Origin of the sequence: Aequorivita sp. H23M31, assembly GCF_004022485.1 — a bacterium.
GTDB classification, from domain to species: domain Bacteria; phylum Bacteroidota; class Bacteroidia; order Flavobacteriales; family Flavobacteriaceae; genus Aequorivita; species Aequorivita ciconiae.
The window spans coordinates 306,900-327,227 of record NZ_CP034951.1 but is presented as its reverse complement, the minus strand read 5'-3'; the positions used below and the strand labels follow the sequence as shown (position 1 = coordinate 327,227).

Here is a 20,328-nt window from a genome sequence, read left to right as displayed (position 1 = left end):
TTTGCTATAAAACTTTTGCATTTTCATATTTCAGAATTGCGAATATACGTGGAAAGGCATAAACAGCATATCCAGCCGAGCCTATATTATCGTCAAATGAAAAGAAATCTGAAGAATTAAAGGTTAAGCCCTTTCGTTCTCCTCCAAATCCTTTCGCAAATCCAATCTGCGAAGCTTTGGAAGTGCGGCACCTGTACCCACCACTGTAATCAGGGTCATTACGCCACCGAAAACCACGGCTGTAACTGTTCCCATCAATTTTGCGGTAAGGCCACTTTCAAAAGCTCCTAGTTCATTTGAAGATCCTACGAACATGGAATTGACCGAAGCCACCCGCCCACGCATTGCATCGGGTGTGCGAAGTTGTAAAATGGTCTGACGAATAATTACTGAGATTCCATCTGTTGCTCCGCTTAGGAACAAAGCTACAACCGAAAGCCAGAACCAAGTGGAAATACCAAAAACGATAATACAGATCCCAAATCCGAATATCGCGGCCAGAAGTTTTAATCCTGCATTTTTATTAAGCGGAAAATATGCTGAGGTAAACATAATTACCAAAGCACCAACCGCCGGTGCGGCCCGTAAAATTCCGAAACCTTCAGAACCAACTTTCAAAATGTCCTGGGCATAGATTGGAAGCAAGGCCACTGCTCCTCCAAAAAGTACGGCAAACATATCCAAGGTAATAGCACCTAAAATAACTTTGGTATTCCAGACATATTTCACTCCTTCCTTTAAACTCTGCATTACCGGCTCTCCAATCTTTGGATTCAGAATAGGTTTTCGGGGAATTCTGAAAAGCAGGATCAGCGCAATCAGGGAAAAAGCAAAAACAAAACACATAGACCAATGCACACCAATCCAATGAATAAAAAATCCAGCAGTAGCGGGACCGATTACTGCACCCATCTGCCAAACCGAACTACTCCAAGTAGCGGCATTTGGATATACGCGTTTTGGAACTAATAATGAGAATAAAGAAAAAATTGTCGGACCCATAAAAGCACGCACGATTCCGCCCAGAAAAACTAAAAAATAAATTGCATATAATGTAGTATTCGTATCCAAACCGCCAATAATCTTAGGCCAAGTAAGAAGAAAAAGTCCGAGACTGACCACAGAAAAGCCCAAGATGCATTTTACTAGCAACCCCCGTTTCTCCCGTTGATCCACAATATGACCGGCAAATAAAGCCAAGGAAACAGCTGGAACCACTTCCACAAGACCAATTAGTCCTAGTAAAAGCGGATTTTTTGTTATGCTATAAACTTCCCATTCAATTACTACAAATTGCATAGTCCAGGCAAAGACCATTGCGAAGCGAAGGAATAGAAAAATATTGAACTCCCTAAACCGTAATGCCGCATAGGGGTCATTTTTCTTCATTGGAAAGAATTAAGCAGCTGGGATAATGAGGAACGTTTTATTACGAATGAACGCCTCACTAATCTTTAAATTAAATTGAAGATAGCGATCGCGTATAGGTAGAAGCGCACAAATCGAAGCAGACCAAACAAAAGGAATTTGGAAAATTTGTAGTGGATCATTCCCGCAGCCATACTGGTCATGGAATAAGGTATCGGCAACAATGCGCCTACTACGATCAAGAAACCTCCCCATTTTCGGATATGCTTGAGATGTTTTTTCATACTTCCTTCCAAATAGGCGTATACTCTTGGAATGGTAAATATCCATTTGCCAATAAAGTAGGAAATAATCCCGCCCAAATAAGACATAAGTGCCAATAAGGATAGATACAGAATAGGCTCTGGCATTTTATTGCTCCAGGCAATAAAAATTTCGGGAGGAACCAATCCCAATAAAGATTCGGATGCAAGAAAAACCAAAAGAACGTTTATTGGCGCATATCTTTCGGTAACATAGGTAAAAAGTTGTCCAAAATCCACAACATATGCATTCAATAAAATCAATATTCCCACCACAACCAATATTGGAGGAATTGCCTTTTTAAGGCTTTGCCCCACAAAGGAATAGAATCCTGTGTATTTATAATACAGGTGGGTACGTTTAAGCTTGTTCGTTTCGGATTTACGCACGGTATTCATTACAATTCAAAAATGAGGATACTTATAGGGTTAATAGTGTGGCAAATATAAGATGAAGTCTACACTCCCACAATATAATACGTTCGCAACATCGGTTAAACCTGTGTTAAACATTTATATTCAGGAAATTTGCCTCTCCCCCATTTCCGAAAAAGTTAAAATTAAGCCAAATTACTATATTGCATAACATAGTACTGTAACAAATCTTTTTGTCCTGCGTCTTTTAGTTATAACCCAATAAATAAATTCAAAATGAAAACTCAAGACAAACACCACGTGATCTCAAAAATGACAACCTCAAAATTATACTACTGGAATAGCTTAAGAAGATTTAGGTAATCCGGTAGGAAACAAACAGGAAAAAAAGAAATTAATAGAAGTATAGAATAGTTATATCAAAAAACAAGACCATGAGAACGTTAAACACAGAAAACAGTATCCGTAGACCTGTAAATTCACACGCCTATAAATGGAATGAGAAAAGACGAAACAAAAAATATTTAAATTAACCCCAAAATATCCAGCAGCATGAATCCATTAAGAAACACTCAGAAACGAATTAAATCTGAATCACAAAAGCTTTTCAACTTAAATGCTTTGGATAAAAACCGGCATATTTTTCAAGACCCAACGCTAAGAAAGTTCGCGCATAGATATTAAAACCAGAGATTTGTCTCAAAAGACCAACCAGATGAAATTGAAATTGAAAACTAACGCTTCAGCTTTGGTTTGGCTTTAGGCTTTGCAGTTGGTTTGGGCCCAACATTAGGCTCTATCTTCTTTTTTTCAGGCATTGGGCCACGTAAATGAATAATCAGTCCATTGAGGAAATTACGAAGAAATTGATCGCCGCACTCCATATATTTTTCATGGCTTTCGTGACGGAAAATTGCTCCCAGTTCGCTCTTGCTCACAGCAAAATCGACCAAGGAGCATATTTTTACAATATCCTCATCGCGCAGTTTATGGGCTACACGCAATTTTTTCATGATATCATTATTGGTAAGCGCCATAATAATTCGGATTTAATGCGAAGGTATTGAATTTGGGAGTTATTAGTTAATGATGGGGGATTTATTTGTATAAGGTTCATATTCATCGTCCATTTCGATTTCCAATTCCGTTTCCCGAAAGGAGCCGAGGGGCAGTTTCTAAAGGTCTGTCCCCCTAGCCCCCGAGGGGGGAATGGAAATATTGGTTAGATCCCCTAACCGCTATAGAGGGAAATGAAAATATTGCATAGAATTTTTCGATGCTAGATTTCGTTTTCAGTTTCGATTTCGGTTTCATAAGACCCCAACCTCCCGAAGCCAGTTCGGGACAGGCTCTAAAGGGGAGGAAAAAGATTTTGCTATCCTTAATTCCTCAAATAATTAACGGAAACTATTTTCTTCAAATTCGACTTCAACTTCAACTTCGTTTTCGATTTCTATTTCAGTTCCCGAGCCTGCCTACGTGCCTTGGGAAGGCAAGCGAAGCCGAGAGGCAGTTTCTAAAGGCCTGTCCCCCTAGCCCCCCGAGGGGGAATTGGAAATATAGGTTAGATTCCCTACCTCCCGAAGCCAGTTCGGGACAGGCTCTAAAGGGGAAAATAGATTTTGTGAACCCTAATTGGTTAAGTAAGGCGACATTGGAAAAATTATTTCCTCTACCATTTCAACTTCACCCTCGATTTCAGTTTCGTTTTCGATTTCGATATTACTAAACATTTTCTAGATTTTTTTATATGCAAAATTGATAACAATCTCTATATTCGTAATACTAATACGTTCCTTATATACGAAACAATTGCACTAAACCACAAGACAAAAGCATCATAGGGTGTTGTCGCCTTCATGACTTGCTGGAAGATAGGAGATTGATATATCTTACAAAAACCTTGGTAAACTTGGGGTAAATTCATTAAATAATTACGGTAGGGATACCCAATAAAGTTTTGAATGATACCTAAGATGAACAATTCCAAAGAAAAAGAAAGGTGTTTGTATTGTGTTCTCTTGAAGCTTATTGAACTCAATGAAAGTAGTATGTACAGTGAAAAAATTAAATAGATATGAAAGATAATCAAGATTGAAACTTAAAAGTTATTCCTGTAGTTGATGAACGATCTGAGATAGTAGCGCTGTTATCCACAATTGACCATTCCCTTATAAAGTACTTTAACACACTTACTAACGACAAAAGTACAAGTGTCAATTATCTTACCTCCTGACATCTTTGTCATGTGTATATTTTGGAGTGAGGAAAAAGAAAGTATATTTTAAAGATAGCAAGGAAAAATGTTGTGGGTTATGACTATGATAGTGATATATCACAAAGCCTCATCCTGTCCGATATGATGTATGACCTTAATCACCAATATAATAATGTGAAATCTTATGGCTATAAGCAACAGGATAACAATCATTATCATTTGCAGGAGTATGTGTCGTGACAAACTATGAACCTGTTAAAGTGTTCTTCAAGCAATATAAAAGCTGTCGCAAAGCATATTGCACAGATTCATAGTCAGGTTTATAACGGACTACATAATCCTAAAACAGTATATCGTAGAGGTTTTAGAGAGTTGATTACGAACACCCAATCCCTACTACCGTATTATGAATCTATGACTTTGGAAGTTGCCGACAGTCCATGGTTTGCCCAACAGATTGAAAAAGCTTTCGAGGGATATATGAAAATGATGAAAGTAGACCAAAATCGTCCCTGTGTCCATCTTCATGGCGATTTTCATGGCGACAATATCATAATCTGACCCGGAGGTAAAATATTTCTAATAGATTTTAGTGATATACCCTATGGAGAAGCAGGAATAGATATTGGCATTTTTTTGACACAGATAAAGATTGCTTATATTCTTAATAATAAGGACTATAAAAGCATTGTCAAACTATTTCTTGACACTTATATGCATTATTCCAAAGATTACAGAATTACTGAATACACCCAACTTTCAAGTTTGATGATGATTACAAATTTATTCTCTCCTGCAAATCAGAGAAACTTTGGATGGAATGTCGCTACCCAAGCCAAAATAAAAGCTTTATTAAACGAAAAAGAGTAGATACGCAATTATAGAAACTCTCCTAACTTTGACAATTAGACACTCAAAAAAAATAGACGATAATTAAAACCTTATTACCTAAGTGAACAAAACATACGATAAAGTAAATCTTAGACGATAACCAAAACCTTATTACCTTAGTAACCACAAACAAATAACCAACTCAACCTTATTACCTTAGTAACTACGAACACACAAAACCTCCCCTACCTTATTACCTTAATAACCCACAAACACCTAACCATCGCAACTCTATTACTATGAAAATAGATTATAACAACCTGTACACGCATTTTATCCTGATTACCAAAAACAGGTATCCGTTTATCAAAGAAGAGAGTAGAGAGCGAATAGAAAAGTACATTACGGGAATCGTGAACAATACAGGGAGCAAGCTGTATGCGATCTATGCCAACCCGGAACATGTTCATATTCTAGTATCTCGAAATCCTAGAATCTCGGAAGTTGAGCTCTTGACTAAGGTAGCTGATGGCTCGTCCCAATTTATTGGCAAAGAAAAATTATGTGCGGGAAATTTCCAATGGCAAGAATCGGGCTCTGCTTTTTCGGTTTCAAAGGCTGATGTGGATAAAGTCTGCAAGTATATTTTGAACCAACCAGAGCACCATAAAAAAGTAACCTTTCAGGAGGAATATGACAAGTTTGTCAAGTTTTATCAGCGCACTCTAAAATGGGAATAAGGTAATAAGGGCTGTCGGTGCACTCGCATTTCTTTTTACTAAGGTAATAAGGTCTGTCCATCCACACGTATTCCTATTTACTAAGGTGATAAAGTCGGTCGATTCACCTACATTCCAATTTACTAAGGTAATAAGGGTATGACCGAGTGAATAAAAAAAATATTACACCCAAGCAAAAGTTCAGGGAATTGGAATAAAACCTTATTACCTTAGTAACCACAAACACATAACAACCAAACCTTATTACCTTAGTAGCCACAACAACATACAAAAAACCTTATTACCTTAGTAACCTTCCAACAAATAACCAATTCAACCTTATTACCTTAGTAACCACAAAAACATACAAAAAAACCTTATTACCTCAGTAACCACAAAAACATACAAAAAAACCTTATTACCTTAGTAACACAAAACCACCCCAACCTTATTACCTTATTCAATGAGGAGAATAGCCGTGTTGTAATGGTTAAATTAACTGGACTTTTAAAAAGATTTACGGAGTCAAGTTGAAGGCTTCAAAAAACGAAAAAGAGTAGATACATAATTGCATCTACTCTTTTTCAATTAAGGGATAAGATATATTATTGAATAACAAACCTTAAATTCTTCCCTGTCCCAGTAATAGGATCGACAACTTGTGCGATATAGATTCCTGATCCTGCATTGACGACAAGAGCGGTATCTTGTGCAGTATTCTTATACTCGGCTATTTTCTTACCCGTCATATCATAGACGGTAACATCCAGATATGATATATTCTTAGGATATTCTAATTCTAAGATATTGTTGTGGAGTGGATTTCTGGCGATCTTGAGATCATTGGCCATATTGATATAATCCATTACTCCGAGAGCATTCGCATCAAATACTTGTATAGTCTCACATGCTCCGTCTGTCATCACAACATCATAAGTATTGTTAGGAATGATCGTCACGTGAGAGAAAACTACTTCTGTATTACCCGCAGAGAATACTCCAGGAGTACCATCAAAACTAGCGCTAGGCGTGTGATCTGCTGGTACATTGTCGATACTATAAGAGATATCATAGGTTCCATCAGTATTTAGAACGGCATTCTCATATCCTTGGGCAAGGTCAAAGTGTGGTCCTTCGATGGTTTCAGATGCTGCATTATTGATCTTACCGATACCATCAGTCGCTGCATATTCATAATCTCATACCTGAAAAGTATTTGAAAAATTCGAGTGGTCTTTGGGTTTTATCGTAAGTACTTTACCTTCACACGAAGCAGGTAACTGAGCAGTCACGATCCGTTTATTATTACTTGCATTCCAGGTAAAGCTTCCAGTTACTTCGATGGTACTCATATCTTCCAACGTAGCTACAAATTTTCCATTGCTTGCTCCTTGTCCTGCTTGTGCCACGTCCAGAGGAACTGTTCCTGCTGCTGGAGCTACCGAAGTCAGTTGTTCAACTTCACCCGTTAAGGTAAATCCATCATTACTCTCATTCACTACGATAGAGGTAATATCCACGTTATTGGCAAAGAGGGACTCGCTTATCTCGGGACTATAGAGATTGTTTCGACTTGCTCATAATCCTTCAAGTCCTGCTGCTGTTGCTCTCAGTCCTATCTTACCATCACGTACTTCGAGAAGAACATATGTTTCTGTAGCATTTTGACTACCACCATATCTTCCTATAAAATCAAGAACATATATACCGTCCGTTAGGGTACTTAAGGACATGGTATATCTTACTCACGGAGTCTGAGCACTTGCTCCTCCGATAAATTCAATATCGGTAATTACGCCATTGGGATTTGCTCTAGATACCACAGCAAGCTGATCAAAACCTAAAGTAGCAGGATTATATCTATGCATGGAAAAACCAGTACTAGATGAATCAGGACGTGTATTGAACTGATAATCAGGCTTGGCGATAAACACAGCTTTTAGGACTGCCTGTGTCTGATCGACTTCTAAGGCGATTTGAGGAGTAGAGGGATATTCTTGAGCCGATGCTTCAGGAATTCCTGCCAAACTAGCAAGAGCGATTCCAGCGACAGCAGCGCCTTTCTTAAGAGAGAATGTTGCTGAAGGATCTGAAAAGTCTTGGTTTGCCAACAGAGCACTGGCACCCAGCTCGCACAAAGTAATGGATTTTGTAACTACGCCATCCACTTCCTTAAAAACGAGCGATGCTTTTCTATTTCAATTTTGAACATTTTTCATAATTGTAATTTTATGGGTTTTTTGTTCTTTACTTGCCAATGTTCAATAAGCCTCAAGAGATTTTTTCAGCTACAACCTTTTTGTGTCTTTGGTATTGTTCCGCGTGTGCATGTTTCGAGACTTCATCGGGCATCCCTACCCTAACTTCTTTAACGAATGTATCACAAGCTTACCAAGGTTGTAAAAAATTATAATATCCCTTTTCTTCCAGTCGGTTCATGAAGGCAACAACACCCTATGCCGCTTTTGTCTTATGGTTTAGTTTTGGTTTTCGTGTAAAAAAACGATTACGGTTTTAAAAGTACGTAAAAAAAGTGTTGAAAAACAAAATTTATTTTATGTTTACTTTATGAAAGACGGCAAACGGCAAATGCATATTCTCAAATTACTTCGTATGGAATTTTTCATATTACCACTTCCCCAGATGGTGGCAATTCTATTTGCTCAACAATTTTCAATACTATTTATATGCAGCGTTGGTGTAATGGCAGCACACAAGCCTTCAAAGCTTGACGACGTACCTCCAGTACGTAAGCGTGGGTTCGATTCCCACACGCTGCTCCACTTTTACGCCCGTAGTGTAACGGCAGCACAACGGCTTTCGGTGCCGTTTTGGGGATTCCAACCCCTCAGTTCAGGTTCGATTCCTGACGGGCGTGCAAATTTTCGCGGTTTATGAAACAGCTAGAAACCTTGCTTGAGCGTTATGCAATTGACTATGAAAAACACCATTTGCAACAGGTACTCACCCACAATAGTTTTTCAGAAAAAAACAATTCGCGTTATGTCTTTCTCGGGCAGTTTGCTTTTAAAGGAAAAGTAGCCGAATGGATTTTCAAAAACACCGCCGGAAATGGAATGCAGTTGCAACATTTTTTAGGAAATATTTTTAAGCAAAGTTTCTTGGATACATTTTTTGATAAATACATTCGCACTATCCAAAGAATTGCAAACAAGGATGATGTGGCTAAACAGAAACATATTTTTAGCTATGCTTTTTTTGGACTTGTGTATGAAAATGCGACCGAAAAACAACTGCAGGATTTTATTTTTCAGCTAGTCATATTGCCTAATAATCATTTGCTACCTCAAAATTATAAGCTTAAGAACCATTGGGATCAACTTATCTTTTTATGCAAACAGCATTTTGATACCAAACCAAAATTAGTAATCACCGAGGATGAAGAAAAAATACAACATATTTCGGTGTTATTAAATACTGAAGTTATAGGCTTTCATCAGTCCATTAGTTTTAAATATGCCAAAAAGCAAGCTATTGCTAAAGCTATGAAGACCATAGCCGATAGGTTGGAAGTTGTAGTTAAAAATGAAGTAACTTATATAGAAAACGAAAAAAATAAACAATTAGAAATTGCACAAAAGCAGCAACTTGCAAAAGAAGCAAAACAAGCCATCCACGAAGCAAAAAATAAAGATCACGCTGAAAGAATGAAGGTTAAAAGGCTAGAAGCCGCACAAAAAGCCAAAGAAACAGACAGGCGACGCAGAGAAGCTAAACAAAATGCAAAAGAAAAAACTAATAGAAAGGGAGCTAATACCATTTACAGAGCGTATAGTGCGGACGAAATAAAAGCAATGAGTGTGGCCAAACGTAGAAACCTGCAAGACAAAGGAATTATTCCTAAAGGGATTTAGGTTTAAGATTTAAATTTTTTGACCAAAAAAGAAAAGGATGTCTAAAAGTAAAAAACAATCAGTTTGTCAGGTCGAGCGCAGTCGAGACCTAATTGTAAGTGAGAAACTTAGGGTTCTCGACTGCGCTCGAACTGACCTCTAAAACTAATTTTTAGACACCCTCTTTTAAAATTCAATGTAACTTCCTAGCATAATCGTTCTAAGAAATTGAAGTTTATACCTACAAGGTCAAAAAAAGACCTTGCAGGATAAAGATACTATAACCATTGCTAGAAATTAGAATACCTACAAGGCTCAAAAGAAACCTTGCAGGATAAAGCAACTATATATGCAACGGCCTATTTTCTGTTGCGGCCCAAGGTTCAAAAGAAACCTTACAGGATAAATTAAGGGAATAAAAAAAGTCCCACAATTGCGGGACTTTTTCTATACTACTATAATAAAGTATTAAATATGTAGTGGTCGATTATCTGTAGCTGCAAGAGCGGCTTCTTTCACTGCTTCAGCATACGTCGGGTGTGCATGGCTCATTCTGGCAATATCTTCGGCACTTGCACGATATTCCATTGCTACAACGGCTTCAGCAATCAAGTCAGCTACACGTGGGCCAACCATGTGCACTCCTAGAACCTCGTCCGTTTTCTTATCAGACAGAATTTTCACAAAACCATCTAAATCTCCACTAGCGCGAGCTCTACCCAATGCACGCATAGGAAATTGTCCTGCTTTGTATTCCACATTGGCTTCTTTAAGTTGCTCTTCGGTTTTTCCTACGGAAGCAACTTCTGGCCAAGTGTAAACCACCCCTGGGATAAGATTATAATTAATATGTGGTTTTTGTCCTCCAATAATTTCAGCAACCATGGTTCCTTCTTCCGAAGCTTTGTGCGCGAGCATCGCTCCACGGACTACGTCGCCAATGGCGTAAATGTTTTTTATGTTTGTTTGGAGTTGATCGTTTACATCGATCATTCCGCGCTCGGTAACTTTTATTCCAGCATTTTCAGCTTTTAAACCGTCGGTGAAAGGTCTTCTTCCTACGGAAACCAAACAGTAATCTCCTTTGATTGTTACTTCCTTGTCATTTTTATCCGTGGCTGTTACGGTAACTTCTTTTCCTTTTTTGGAAACTGCGGAAACTTTATGGGATAGATAGAATTTCATTCCCTGCTTCTTTAAAACCTTAAGCAGTTCCTTACTTTGTCCTCCGTCCATAGTTGGAATAATGCGATCCATATATTCTACTACGGAAACCTCAGCTCCCAAACGATGATATACTTGACCGAGCTCAAGACCAATAACCCCACCTCCTATTATCACCAGATGTTTTGGCACTTCCTTTAAACTCAAAACTTCGGTAGAAGTTATAACTCGATCTTTATCCAATTTGATAAATGGAAGTGAACTCGGTTTGCTTCCCGTAGCGATAATTGTGTTTTTAGCTTCAATGGTTTGCTCCTTTTCACCAGAGATAACGATGTGGGTAGCATCTTTAAAAGCACCTGTTCCCGTATAAACATCGATTTTATTTTTATCCATCAAGAATTCAATGCCCTTGGTGGTTTGATCGACAACAGCGGCTTTTCGCGCTATCATCTTTTTAAAGTTCAACTTTATATCGCCCGGAATTTCAATTCCGTGTTCCTCAAAATGTTTTAATGCATCGGCATAATGGTGGGACGAATCCAGTAAAGCCTTACTCGGAATACAGCCCACATTCAAACAGGTTCCGCCCAATACATTGTATTTTTCAATGATAGCGGTTTTTAAGCCCAATTGTGCACAACGAATGGCGGCTACATATCCCCCAGGGCCAGACCCTATTACTGCAACATCATATTTTGACATTTTTTTCGTATTTTAAATGAAGTGGCAAAGGTACAAATACTGAGTATTGTGATAAAAGTTTAAGGGTTTAAAAGTTTGGGAGGATTTTGGGGGAACTGAGGAGCTGAGGAGTTGAGGAGTCGAGGAGTTGAGGAGTTGAGGAGTTGAGGAGTTGAGGAGTTGAGGAGTTGAGGAGTTCAGATGTTCAGATGTTCAAGGGTTTAAAAGTTTGCGCACACTCCTTGGGCGGATAAACCGAAGGAGGGGTGACAAATTGAGTGTTTAAAATTGACACTATCCCGTTAAGTGTGTAAGTTTAAAATAACAGGGGTTGGACTTTTTTAGAGTCTGACCCTTTTTTCATAGATCGTTAGGAACTGGTTTAATATAATGCCCCAGTTCCTGACGGGCATTGTCCATTTTTTGGTGGCTTCCCTTACTGCCAAATATACGGATTTCATCACGGCATCGTCCGTTGGGAAGGAAAGTTTGTTCTTGGTGTACTTTCTTATCTTCCCGTTCAGGTTCTCGATAAGGTTCGTGGTATAGATGATCTTGCGTATCTCCAACGGGAACTCATAGAACACTGTGAGCTCTTCCCAGTTGTCGCGCCAGCTCTTGATGGCATAGGAATATTTATCGTTCCATTTTTGGGCAAAATCCTCTAGGGCCATCTTGGCGGCCTCCTGGTTTGGGGCGTTATAGATATGCTTCATATCTGCGGTAAAGGCTTTTTTATCCTTCCATACGACGTACCTGCAGGCATTGCGTATCTGGTGTACCACGCATATCTGGGTCTTGGACTCGGGGAACACGTTCTTGATCGTATCCGTAAAACCATTGAGGTTATCGGTGGCCGTGATAAGGATGTCTTCTGTGCCGCGCGCCCTTATATCGGTCAATACGCTCATCCAGAAAGCTGCTGATTCGTTCTTGCCAAGCCATAGCCCCAAGACCTCTTTTTTACCGTCCCTGCGCAGGCCAACGGCTATGTAGATGGTCTTGTTAATAACCTTGGAGTTCTCGCGGACCTTGAATACGATGCCATCCATCCAGACAATCAAGTAGACCGGCTCCAAGGGACGGTTCTGCCAGGCAACTATATCGCCCGATATTTTTTCCGTGATCCTGGATATGGTCGAGGTGGACACATCAAAATCATAGACCTCACGTATCTGCTCCTCAATATCGCTGTTGCTCATTCCCTTGGCATAGAGTGACACGATGACGTTCTCAAGGCCATCGACCATATTGCCCCGCTTGGGTACGATCATGGGATTGAACGAGGCCTCACGGTCTCTGGGGACGGCAATCTCGGATTCGCCAAAGGAGGTTTTTATTTTCTTCCGGGAGTGCCCGTTGCGCGAGTTGCCTCCATTGGACCTCTGGTGTTTGTCGTAATCTAGGTGGCCGTCGAGCTCACCTTCGAGCATCTTTTCGATCCCACGTTTCTGGATCTGCTTTAAAAAATCGCTGAGCTCCTCGTGGGTCTTGAACTGCTTCAGAAAATCATCTGAAATTAAATCGTCTTTCTTCATAATGTGTAAAAGTTAAAGATTAAAAACTAAATAATAAAATAGCGGGGGCCGGCCCCCGCTATTTTATTATTTACACACTTTATGAGATAGTCCCATTAAATTTATCCTTTAATCTTGATATCATTTAAGACCCACTCAACTTCTGGATCTCTTTGGGCTTCTCTATCGGCTCTTGTAGGTGTAATCTCCTTATCTACCGGCACTCCATAACCATCGGGTTCAACCTTATAATATGTTTCAACCTGCATCATTCCTATTCGCAAAGAAACCTTGGAATTTGGAAGTTCATAACCCTTAAAAAGTCCGGCAACAGTTCCATTATAAGCTCCTCCAGTTTCCTGTCCTACAAAGGTGGCCCGATTGGTTCCTTTTAATTGGGTAGAAAGAATAGAGGAAGCCGAAAAGGAATTTCCATTTACCAAAACATATAGGTTGCCTTTGTAATTATTAGGTTTCGGTTTATGCTCTTTTGAGGCTTTAAATCTATAATAGATGGTATCATCAACCTTTTTAGTTTTTAGGAGATTGTGGGTTAAAATGACTGGACTAAACAAAACTGCCAAGCCTTGAACAACACCAGGATTTGTATTGTTTATTAAAAATGGAAAAAAGGGAGTTCTGGTATTAACTTCACTCGGTCTTACAAGTGTGTATGGAGAATCTGTGAAATATGAATATAGATCATCTATTTCGGCTAAGCTCCCTCCGCCATTATTCCGTAAATCCAAAATCATATTGGTAATCCCTAATGAATCTATGGTATTAAAAGTTTCTTCATAAAAATCATCCGGATTTCCATTAGAAAAATTTCTAATCTTCATATACGCAGTTAGGCTATCAGTTCCAATTAAGGAAAAGGTTCGTGTATACTCTTTTGTACTAGCTATATATCCCCTTTTGCTATTGTATTTCTTTATTTGCTTAGCTTTTTTTTCTTCCTTGGTTAATTTTTTTACAGCGATTTTCTCTCCAACACCAGCAGCAAGAGAATCTTTGGAAATTGTTTCTGCATCCTTTTTGTTTTTCCAGAGAATAGTTTGCGTAAAGATTGAATCGGTGTTTTTAAATGTTATACGGATACTGTCTTGGAAGCCATTATTTTTTATATAAAATCCGGGGAATCTTGATCCGACAAAACCATCATAGAACGTTTTATTATAGCCATCGCTCGCGATCAAGTTATTGTACTTTTCAATAAGCTCTTTTGGTGATTTATCCTCTACTGCCAATACCTCACTCCCAATAAGCAATGTATCCTTGCCCATAGCATTGATGAGCCATAGTTTTTCATCGAGATATTCAAATTTCATGGTGTAAAAAGAAAAAGCCTTCTCACGAAATTCCTTTCGTTCTTTTCGGTTGCGTTTTATGTTTGGGGGACTGATAACCAAATGGCCCTGTCTTACACTTGCTATTACAGGCGAAAGTTTCTCATAAAAATCTCTACTGGATAGTGGAGTTTTAATAGACTGTTTCAAACTATCAAATTTAAAATTCAATACTTCTTTGGAGGTGTATTGATACAATCTGGGATGATATTTTTTTAACTGATTGTACGCTGCGTCCACATCATCTTTCAGTTCTTGTGGAGAATGGAGTTTACCGATCTGCTCATTATATTTCTTGACACCGCCACAAGAAGAGAAAACAATTAAAGTGGCAAGGAGGAGTAGTTTTATTTTCATTATTATCAATTTGATTAATCGTTGTTTTTTTGTAAAAATGAAGAATCCCCAAAGGAATTGCAATTTGAAGGGACATAATTACCATTTTTTTTTAAATAATTAAAGTCCCTTTGCTTTTATATGCTTCCCAATTTTTGCAAATTTGCAGGACACCAAAAAAAATCATTATGGCTTTTAAACCAGCAGACAAAATTCAGGATCTACAATATTTCGGAGAATTTGGAGGTGTAAATCCTTCTATTTCCGATTCTTCCACATATACCTTTCTTTCCGCTAAAACTATGTTTGATACTTTTGAGGGGAATGCCGAAGGATGTTACTTATACTCTCGCCATTCTACTCCTTCAAACCTTTATTTGGGTCAAGCCCTTGCTGCGATGGAAGGAACAGAAACCGCACATGTTGCCGCAACTGGAATGGGCTCTATTACCCCTGCAATTCTACAACTATGCAAAGCTGGAGATCATATAGTTTCCAGCCGAACGATTTATGGAGGAACTTATGCTTTTCTGAAGAACTTCGCACCAAGATTAAATATTGAGACTTCCTTTGTGGATATTACAAATCTTGAGCAAGTAGAAAGTTCGATTACCAAAAACACTATGATTATTTATTGCGAAACAGTGAGTAATCCACTTCTGGAGATTGCCGATATTAAGGGGCTTTCAAAAATTGCCAAAAAACACAATCTGCAATTGTTGGTCGATAATACGTTTTCACCTTTAAGTATTTCGCCCGCAGAATTAGGAGCCGATATCGTTTTGCACAGTCTTACAAAATTCATTAACGGCAGTAGCGATACTATGGGTGGCGTAACCTGTGGCTCGCAAGAGTTTATCGACAGCCTGAGAAATGTAAATGATGGTGCGAATATGTTATTAGGACCAGCTATGGACAGTTTACGGGCAGCTTCCATTTTAAAAAACCTGAGAACACTTCACATAAGAATAAAACAGCACAGCACAAACGCGCTATATTTAGCTAAAAAATTTGAAAAAGACGGTTTAAGGACTGTTTATCCAGGATTAAAATCACATTCCGGGCATGAGCTTTTCAAAAAAATGATGAATGCGGAATACGGTTTCGGTGGCATGCTGACCGTTGATGTAGGCAGTCTCGATAAGGCAAACGAATTGATGGAATTGATGCAAGAGCGCAACCTTGGATATCTTGCGGTCAGTTTAGGATTTTACAAAACTTTATTTAGCGCTCCAGGTTCTTCCACTTCATCTGAAATTCCAGAAGACGAACAAAAGGAAATGGGACTTAGTGACGGTTTAATCCGTTTTTCCATTGGATTGGATAACGACATTGAGCGCACCTATAAAATGATGCGTGAGTGCATGGTAAAAGTTAACGTTTTGAAATAAAAAATGATTGTTCGTGAGGAAAATGAAAAATACATCCTTACCCGCCAAAATGATCACGCCCATTTGTCGGGAGAGATTGCACGGCATTTTGAACATTTCTTTTTAGCCGATCCTCATTTTAAGGATTGTTTATTTGCCATATACGAGCACGACCGCAGTTGGATTTTACCGGACGCTCTACCTGAATGGAACGCTATAACAGAGCGTCCTTACGACTTTATCGACTATCCCATTGAGGAGAAATTGAATTATTACCGATTAGGGCTGGCAGAAACGGAAGAAATGAATCCTTATGCCGGTCTTTTGTGCAGTATGCATTATACCTCTTTTATTAAAAAGGAAACGGCAGATCCACTAAGTCTGGAGTTTTTACAAGCGGAAAATAAACGCCAAAATCGTTTACGAACTTCACTTGAACTAAGCGATGGAAATTTGCTACATAAGCAATTTCAACTTCTGCAACTCTGTGATAACATTTCTCTTTATCTCTGTCTAAATCGTCCAGGAACTAACAAGGACGAGGAGCATTATTTTTTCAGGAAAGGTTTTAAAAACTCTTCTGGTTTTAGCCCTAATGGAAAAAAGGATTTAATAGCCTATTGGCCGGAGCGAGACAGAATAAACATTGAGCCCTATCCCTTTAAAGATCCATTTGAAGTAAGTATTGATCAAAAATATCTTCTGAAACAAGAAATAAGAAAAAATGGACTGAAAAAGGCCTTTCTTCAGGCCGAGGCAAAAACACTTTCAATCCAGATTTCAAAAGGTTGAAACTTTCGAAATTCTTTGACGAGAAAATTCCATACTTCTCGAGCTTGTTTTGAGGAAAATCCACATTCCTTATCCTTACCCTTCATGAAAAATACCATTAAGGTGTAAAATATTATAGGAGAAATTTTCTAGCATATTGGAAAATATCAAAAAAAAACTCCGGTAAGATCCGAAGATCTACCAGAGCTTCTAATTACCCCCCAGTAATTATCTTTATTATGTGACTAAGATATACAAAATATCATTTCCACAAACAAAAATGAGATAATTTTTTTAATACTAATATTTAAGTTAAAAATCCACTATTTTTTCACCAAAAGATTCGATACGGTACCGTTTTCACTGTTCAAAATTATTAAGTAAGTGGCGTTAGATAGATCAGAGACAGAAATAGATACTTCCGCAGTTGCTCCTTTTAAATCTACCGTTTTGATAAGTCTTCCTGTGATATCATAAATCGATGCACTGTTCAGTTGTATGTTATCCAGATTGTTTATTTTTAATAGGTCGCTCACGGGGTTTGGATAAAAAGAAATGCCAGAAGACGAAACATTTTCATCAATATTTAGTCTTTCTGCAACCCTGATTGAGAATCTATCTGTGGCTTTGCTCTCTGGATTTGATGCAGATACCGAAAAAGGGTACGCAACGGCTGCTTCTTGAAGAACAGTGCTAGATCCAGTAAAAGCATCATCTAAATAAAGTAAAGCACCTTCCAGTCCGTTTACCTTTATTTCTAGCACATATGCATTGGTTTGGAATCCAGATATATACAATGGGAAGTTTTCCCCGACTCGCGGAAGAGCTCTTTTCTCAATACTTAAGTACGTTCCATTGTGGTCAATACCTATATTTTCATAAAAATTAAATGGTTTTACTGCATCCGCGGGAGTAAGTTCATTATCATTTTCTTCGGCAAAAAGTAAGGCAAAAGCATCGTGTACAGGACCTCCATTGGTATAGTTCTCTTGTGTAAATAATTGCCCCATGACCATACCATCCATTACGGTAGTATTACCGGTAGCATTGGTTGGGGTAAATTGACCTGGGGCCTTATCACTCTCCAAAAAATCTAATGTTACACCACCTGGTGCAAGAGTTGCCAATTGCGCACCCTGGCCTGGTTGCAAATATTGGTTTGCCGAAGAGGGTGGAACATTCATTGTTTCACCATTGTTGTTATTTCCGGTTGGTAAATATACCGTTACATAGGCTCCATTTGTCCCGATATTCGGATCATATACATAATAGAAGTTTTTATTCACGTTGGTAGAGGTAGCCAATACTGTGTTCATATTGACTGCACTTTGGAAGGGATTCCCAAACATAATAAATGCACCATTCCTGGGGGATACAAATTTTAAATGCTTTTTTCCCCAGCTAAGTTTACCCTTTGACCTCAAGGTGGTTTGGCCATAGGAGAAGTTGTTTGTAAGGTCAATATCTCGATCTCCTCTTACCATCATAAGGTAGGCTTCGCCTGCGGTTAGTTTATTGAGGTTTGTATTACCCACAACCTGAAACTGTTGGGCAGCTACATCAACCGTGTACAATGAGGGCGCACCTGTACCCGTGGCGTCAAAACCATTTGCGCCGGTAGTACTCCCGGTAATATGAGTTCCAAATCCTGGGTTCGGATTTTGATTTTGCGAATAGGGAATCCCTACATTATTAACTCCTTCCTGCCAATTTGCCCGAATATTTGACGAAGTTGTTACTGCTGGACTCACCATTCTATACGATCTTTTTTCGAGCATAAAGCGGTGTACTGTTGCATCTCCCACCACCGCAGCCTTCTCACCTAATTTTGCCAACTCTCCGTTTCCTGTTGCATCACTTTGAAAAATGAGATTACCATCGATGGCGAGATCTCTTTGTACTTTTATGGTCGTCCCGGGAGCAACTGTTAGCGTAAAACCAGGATTTATTTGAATGGAGCAGGCATCAATACTTCCGGAAGTAGCGGTGTTGTAATTGGCGGCAAAAACGGCTTTCTTGGTGGATGTTGGCAAACCATTGCTCCAAGCAGATCCGTTCCAAGTGGTTTCCGTGGTACAGCTTCCAAGACAATTTGTTCCACCATCATTAAATATCCATCCCTTTTGCTCCATAATCGCTCTTGCCGCACCGGCTGTACAGTATTTTAGTAGAGGTTGATTGAAATCTATGACATTGGGCAAAGACAAGGTGCTCCAACCTCTAAGGAGTGCATCATAGTTGGCAGGTGAAAGAGCCCCTGCATTTCCATTAAACATATTATGCATAGTGGTCACATTGTTAATATTCCATCTTCCTATATCTTGATTAAATACCACATTTTCTGAGAACATACTTGCCATTGTTGTAACGCTGCTAACATCCCAGTTACCAATATCCTGATTGAATGGTGTTTTTTCGAACATATGGGACATATCAGTTACGTTGCTCACATTCCAGTTTCCAATATCTTGATTAAACGCAGGGCACTGGAAAAACATCAGGGACATATTTTTTACATTGCTTACATCCCAACCGCTTATGTCGCCATTAAATTCGCCTGACTGATAAAACATCTCGGACATATCGGTTACTTGTGATAAGTCAGGATTGTCAATTGAATTAATCGCCATATTTCGAACTGTCTTAAAAGATCTCGCCATAGATTTCCATTGGATATTCCCCCATTGTTCTATGGATTTTAAAGCCTCATTCCAAACTCCATTGTTATAAAACTGAGGAAAAGTCCCACTTATTTTAATAGTGTAAATGCCAGCGGTAGAATAGACATGTGATGCATTTCCTGTATGTGTTGAAATCGGACTTCCATCCCCCCAATCTACCGTATAATTGTATGTGTAAACAGAATTTGTGGGAATTGTTATGTTTCCCCATCCCGGATTTTCCCATTTTGTAATAAAATAATCCTCCGGTTGTTGTGCAAGCATATTGGCACTGGCAACCAATAGAGAAAAAAAGAGTAAGATGTTCTTCATGACTTTAAATTTGGTTTATGATGGTTTAATTGTATTGATATTTATTTTTTTTCTTCAGTTTTGCGAGTATCCATCTCCCTTTCCAATTCTAACAGAATTTTTTTCCAAGCATTCTTCTTATCGGAAATGGCTTCAATCATTCTGTCCAATGAAGAGTTTTCTTTCGGAATTGGTTTTTTTTTCATTGAAGCAGTTGCTAGTTCAAAACGGGGCAAAAGTAGATTGTGCTATTAATGTGAAGAAAAAATATGCCCCTACAAAAACACTCTATATGAAAAAATACACCATAGCATTACCACTCATAAACAGATAAAAACTTAATTGTCAGAGATTAATGGGGGAAAAGAAATATTCAAAATTGGATACCAAGAAGGGAGCGCCGTTGGAGAATTGGAGATATCGGTCGATTCTAAAGTTCAAATTGAGGAATAAATTCAAGTCTGAAACATTTGATCTGGCCCTAAATGGACATAATTT

At 38.6% G+C, this 20,328-nt stretch carries 17 protein-coding genes and 1 tRNA gene; 7 read left to right on the top strand and 11 right to left on the bottom strand.

Features of this window, described 5'->3' with window-relative positions; genetic code table 11:
- Nucleotides 1-123 precede the first annotated feature (123 nt).
- From EI546_RS01520 to EI546_RS01510, 3 genes are all read right to left on the bottom strand, one after another.
- On the bottom strand, nucleotides 124-1,389 hold the full coding sequence (locus tag EI546_RS01520; RefSeq protein ID WP_128248886.1) for an MFS transporter: 1,266 nt from the start codon (nucleotides 1,387-1,389) through the stop codon (nucleotides 124-126).
- A gap of 65 nt (nucleotides 1,390-1,454) precedes the next feature.
- Nucleotides 1,455-2,069 (bottom strand): YqaA family protein, encoded by a 615-nt coding sequence (locus tag EI546_RS01515; RefSeq protein ID WP_128248885.1) that lies wholly within the window; start codon nucleotides 2,067-2,069, stop codon nucleotides 1,455-1,457.
- A 710-nt stretch (nucleotides 2,070-2,779) separates the two neighbouring features.
- The gene (locus EI546_RS01510; RefSeq protein WP_128248884.1) at nucleotides 2,780-3,082 is read right to left on the bottom strand and encodes a DUF1456 family protein; all 303 of its coding nucleotides are present in this window, start codon (nucleotides 3,080-3,082) and stop codon (nucleotides 2,780-2,782) included.
- A 1,427-nt stretch (nucleotides 3,083-4,509) separates the two neighbouring features.
- Here EI546_RS01510 and EI546_RS01505 point away from each other — a divergent pair.
- The 3 genes from EI546_RS01505 to tnpA all read left to right on the top strand — a co-directional run bounded on the left by EI546_RS01505 (nucleotide 4,510) and on the right by tnpA (nucleotide 5,834).
- Nucleotides 4,510-4,824, top strand: coding sequence for a hypothetical protein (locus tag EI546_RS01505; RefSeq protein ID WP_128248883.1), 315 nt, complete (start codon nucleotides 4,510-4,512; stop codon nucleotides 4,822-4,824).
- Nucleotides 4,825-4,899: 75 nt separating this feature from the next.
- Nucleotides 4,900-5,133, top strand: coding sequence for a hypothetical protein (locus EI546_RS01500; protein ID WP_128248882.1), 234 nt, complete (start codon nucleotides 4,900-4,902; stop codon nucleotides 5,131-5,133).
- 260 nt (nucleotides 5,134-5,393) lie between these two features.
- Nucleotides 5,394-5,834, top strand: a complete 441-nt coding sequence (gene tnpA, locus EI546_RS01495) for an IS200/IS605 family transposase (protein WP_128248881.1) — start codon at nucleotides 5,394-5,396, stop codon at nucleotides 5,832-5,834.
- A gap of 584 nt (nucleotides 5,835-6,418) precedes the next feature.
- On the opposite strand, the gene EI546_RS01490 is transcribed toward tnpA, so the two are convergent.
- The 3 genes from EI546_RS01490 to EI546_RS01480 all read right to left on the bottom strand — a co-directional run bounded on the left by EI546_RS01490 (nucleotide 6,419) and on the right by EI546_RS01480 (nucleotide 7,951).
- Nucleotides 6,419-6,736: a T9SS type A sorting domain-containing protein gene (locus EI546_RS01490; protein ID WP_128248880.1), complete on the bottom strand. Its 318-nt coding sequence runs from the start codon at nucleotides 6,734-6,736 to the stop codon at nucleotides 6,419-6,421.
- Between the two features lie 276 nt (nucleotides 6,737-7,012).
- Nucleotides 7,013-7,333, bottom strand: coding sequence for a hypothetical protein (locus EI546_RS01485; protein ID WP_128248879.1), 321 nt, complete (start codon nucleotides 7,331-7,333; stop codon nucleotides 7,013-7,015).
- Between the two features lie 225 nt (nucleotides 7,334-7,558).
- Nucleotides 7,559-7,951, bottom strand: a complete 393-nt coding sequence (locus EI546_RS01480; RefSeq protein WP_128248878.1) for a hypothetical protein — start codon at nucleotides 7,949-7,951, stop codon at nucleotides 7,559-7,561.
- A gap of 650 nt (nucleotides 7,952-8,601) precedes the next feature.
- Between EI546_RS01480 and EI546_RS01470 the strand changes: the two genes are divergently transcribed.
- Nucleotides 8,602-8,691 (top strand) — tRNA-Arg (locus EI546_RS01470).
- A 16-nt stretch (nucleotides 8,692-8,707) separates the two neighbouring features.
- Nucleotides 8,708-9,688, top strand: a complete 981-nt coding sequence (locus EI546_RS01465; protein WP_128248877.1) for a cell envelope integrity protein TolA — start codon at nucleotides 8,708-8,710, stop codon at nucleotides 9,686-9,688.
- Nucleotides 9,689-10,135: 447 nt separating this feature from the next.
- On the opposite strand, the gene lpdA is transcribed toward EI546_RS01465, so the two are convergent.
- From lpdA to EI546_RS01450, 3 genes are all read right to left on the bottom strand, one after another.
- Nucleotides 10,136-11,536 (bottom strand): dihydrolipoyl dehydrogenase, encoded by a 1,401-nt coding sequence (gene lpdA, locus EI546_RS01460; protein ID WP_128248876.1) that lies wholly within the window; start codon nucleotides 11,534-11,536, stop codon nucleotides 10,136-10,138.
- Nucleotides 11,537-11,856: 320 nt separating this feature from the next.
- Nucleotides 11,857-13,053, bottom strand: a complete 1,197-nt coding sequence (locus EI546_RS01455) for an IS256 family transposase (RefSeq protein ID WP_128248875.1) — start codon at nucleotides 13,051-13,053, stop codon at nucleotides 11,857-11,859.
- Nucleotides 13,054-13,154: 101 nt separating this feature from the next.
- Nucleotides 13,155-14,738, bottom strand: coding sequence for a S41 family peptidase (locus EI546_RS01450; protein WP_128248874.1), 1,584 nt, complete (start codon nucleotides 14,736-14,738; stop codon nucleotides 13,155-13,157).
- Nucleotides 14,739-14,905: 167 nt separating this feature from the next.
- On the opposite strand from EI546_RS01450, the gene EI546_RS01445 reads away from it, so the two are divergent.
- Together EI546_RS01445 and EI546_RS01440 are read left to right on the top strand one after the other, a co-directional pair.
- Complete coding sequence (locus EI546_RS01445) at nucleotides 14,906-16,108, top strand: aminotransferase class I/II-fold pyridoxal phosphate-dependent enzyme (RefSeq protein WP_128248873.1); 1,203 nt, start codon at nucleotides 14,906-14,908, stop codon at nucleotides 16,106-16,108.
- Nucleotides 16,109-16,111: 3 nt separating this feature from the next.
- Nucleotides 16,112-16,879, top strand: coding sequence for a DUF3891 family protein (locus EI546_RS01440; RefSeq protein WP_128248872.1), 768 nt, complete (start codon nucleotides 16,112-16,114; stop codon nucleotides 16,877-16,879).
- A gap of 302 nt (nucleotides 16,880-17,181) precedes the next feature.
- Here the strand turns inward: EI546_RS01440 and EI546_RS01435 are convergent, their stop codons facing one another.
- Together EI546_RS01435 and EI546_RS16100 are read right to left on the bottom strand one after the other, a co-directional pair.
- Nucleotides 17,182-19,851 carry a BspA family leucine-rich repeat surface protein gene (locus tag EI546_RS01435; protein ID WP_128248871.1) on the bottom strand — a complete coding sequence of 890 codons (2,670 nt, stop codon included), beginning with the start codon at nucleotides 19,849-19,851 and terminating at the stop codon, nucleotides 17,182-17,184.
- Between the two features lie 41 nt (nucleotides 19,852-19,892).
- Nucleotides 19,893-20,036, bottom strand: coding sequence for a hypothetical protein (locus EI546_RS16100; RefSeq protein WP_164905146.1), 144 nt, complete (start codon nucleotides 20,034-20,036; stop codon nucleotides 19,893-19,895).
- Nucleotides 20,037-20,328: the final 292 nt, after the last annotated feature.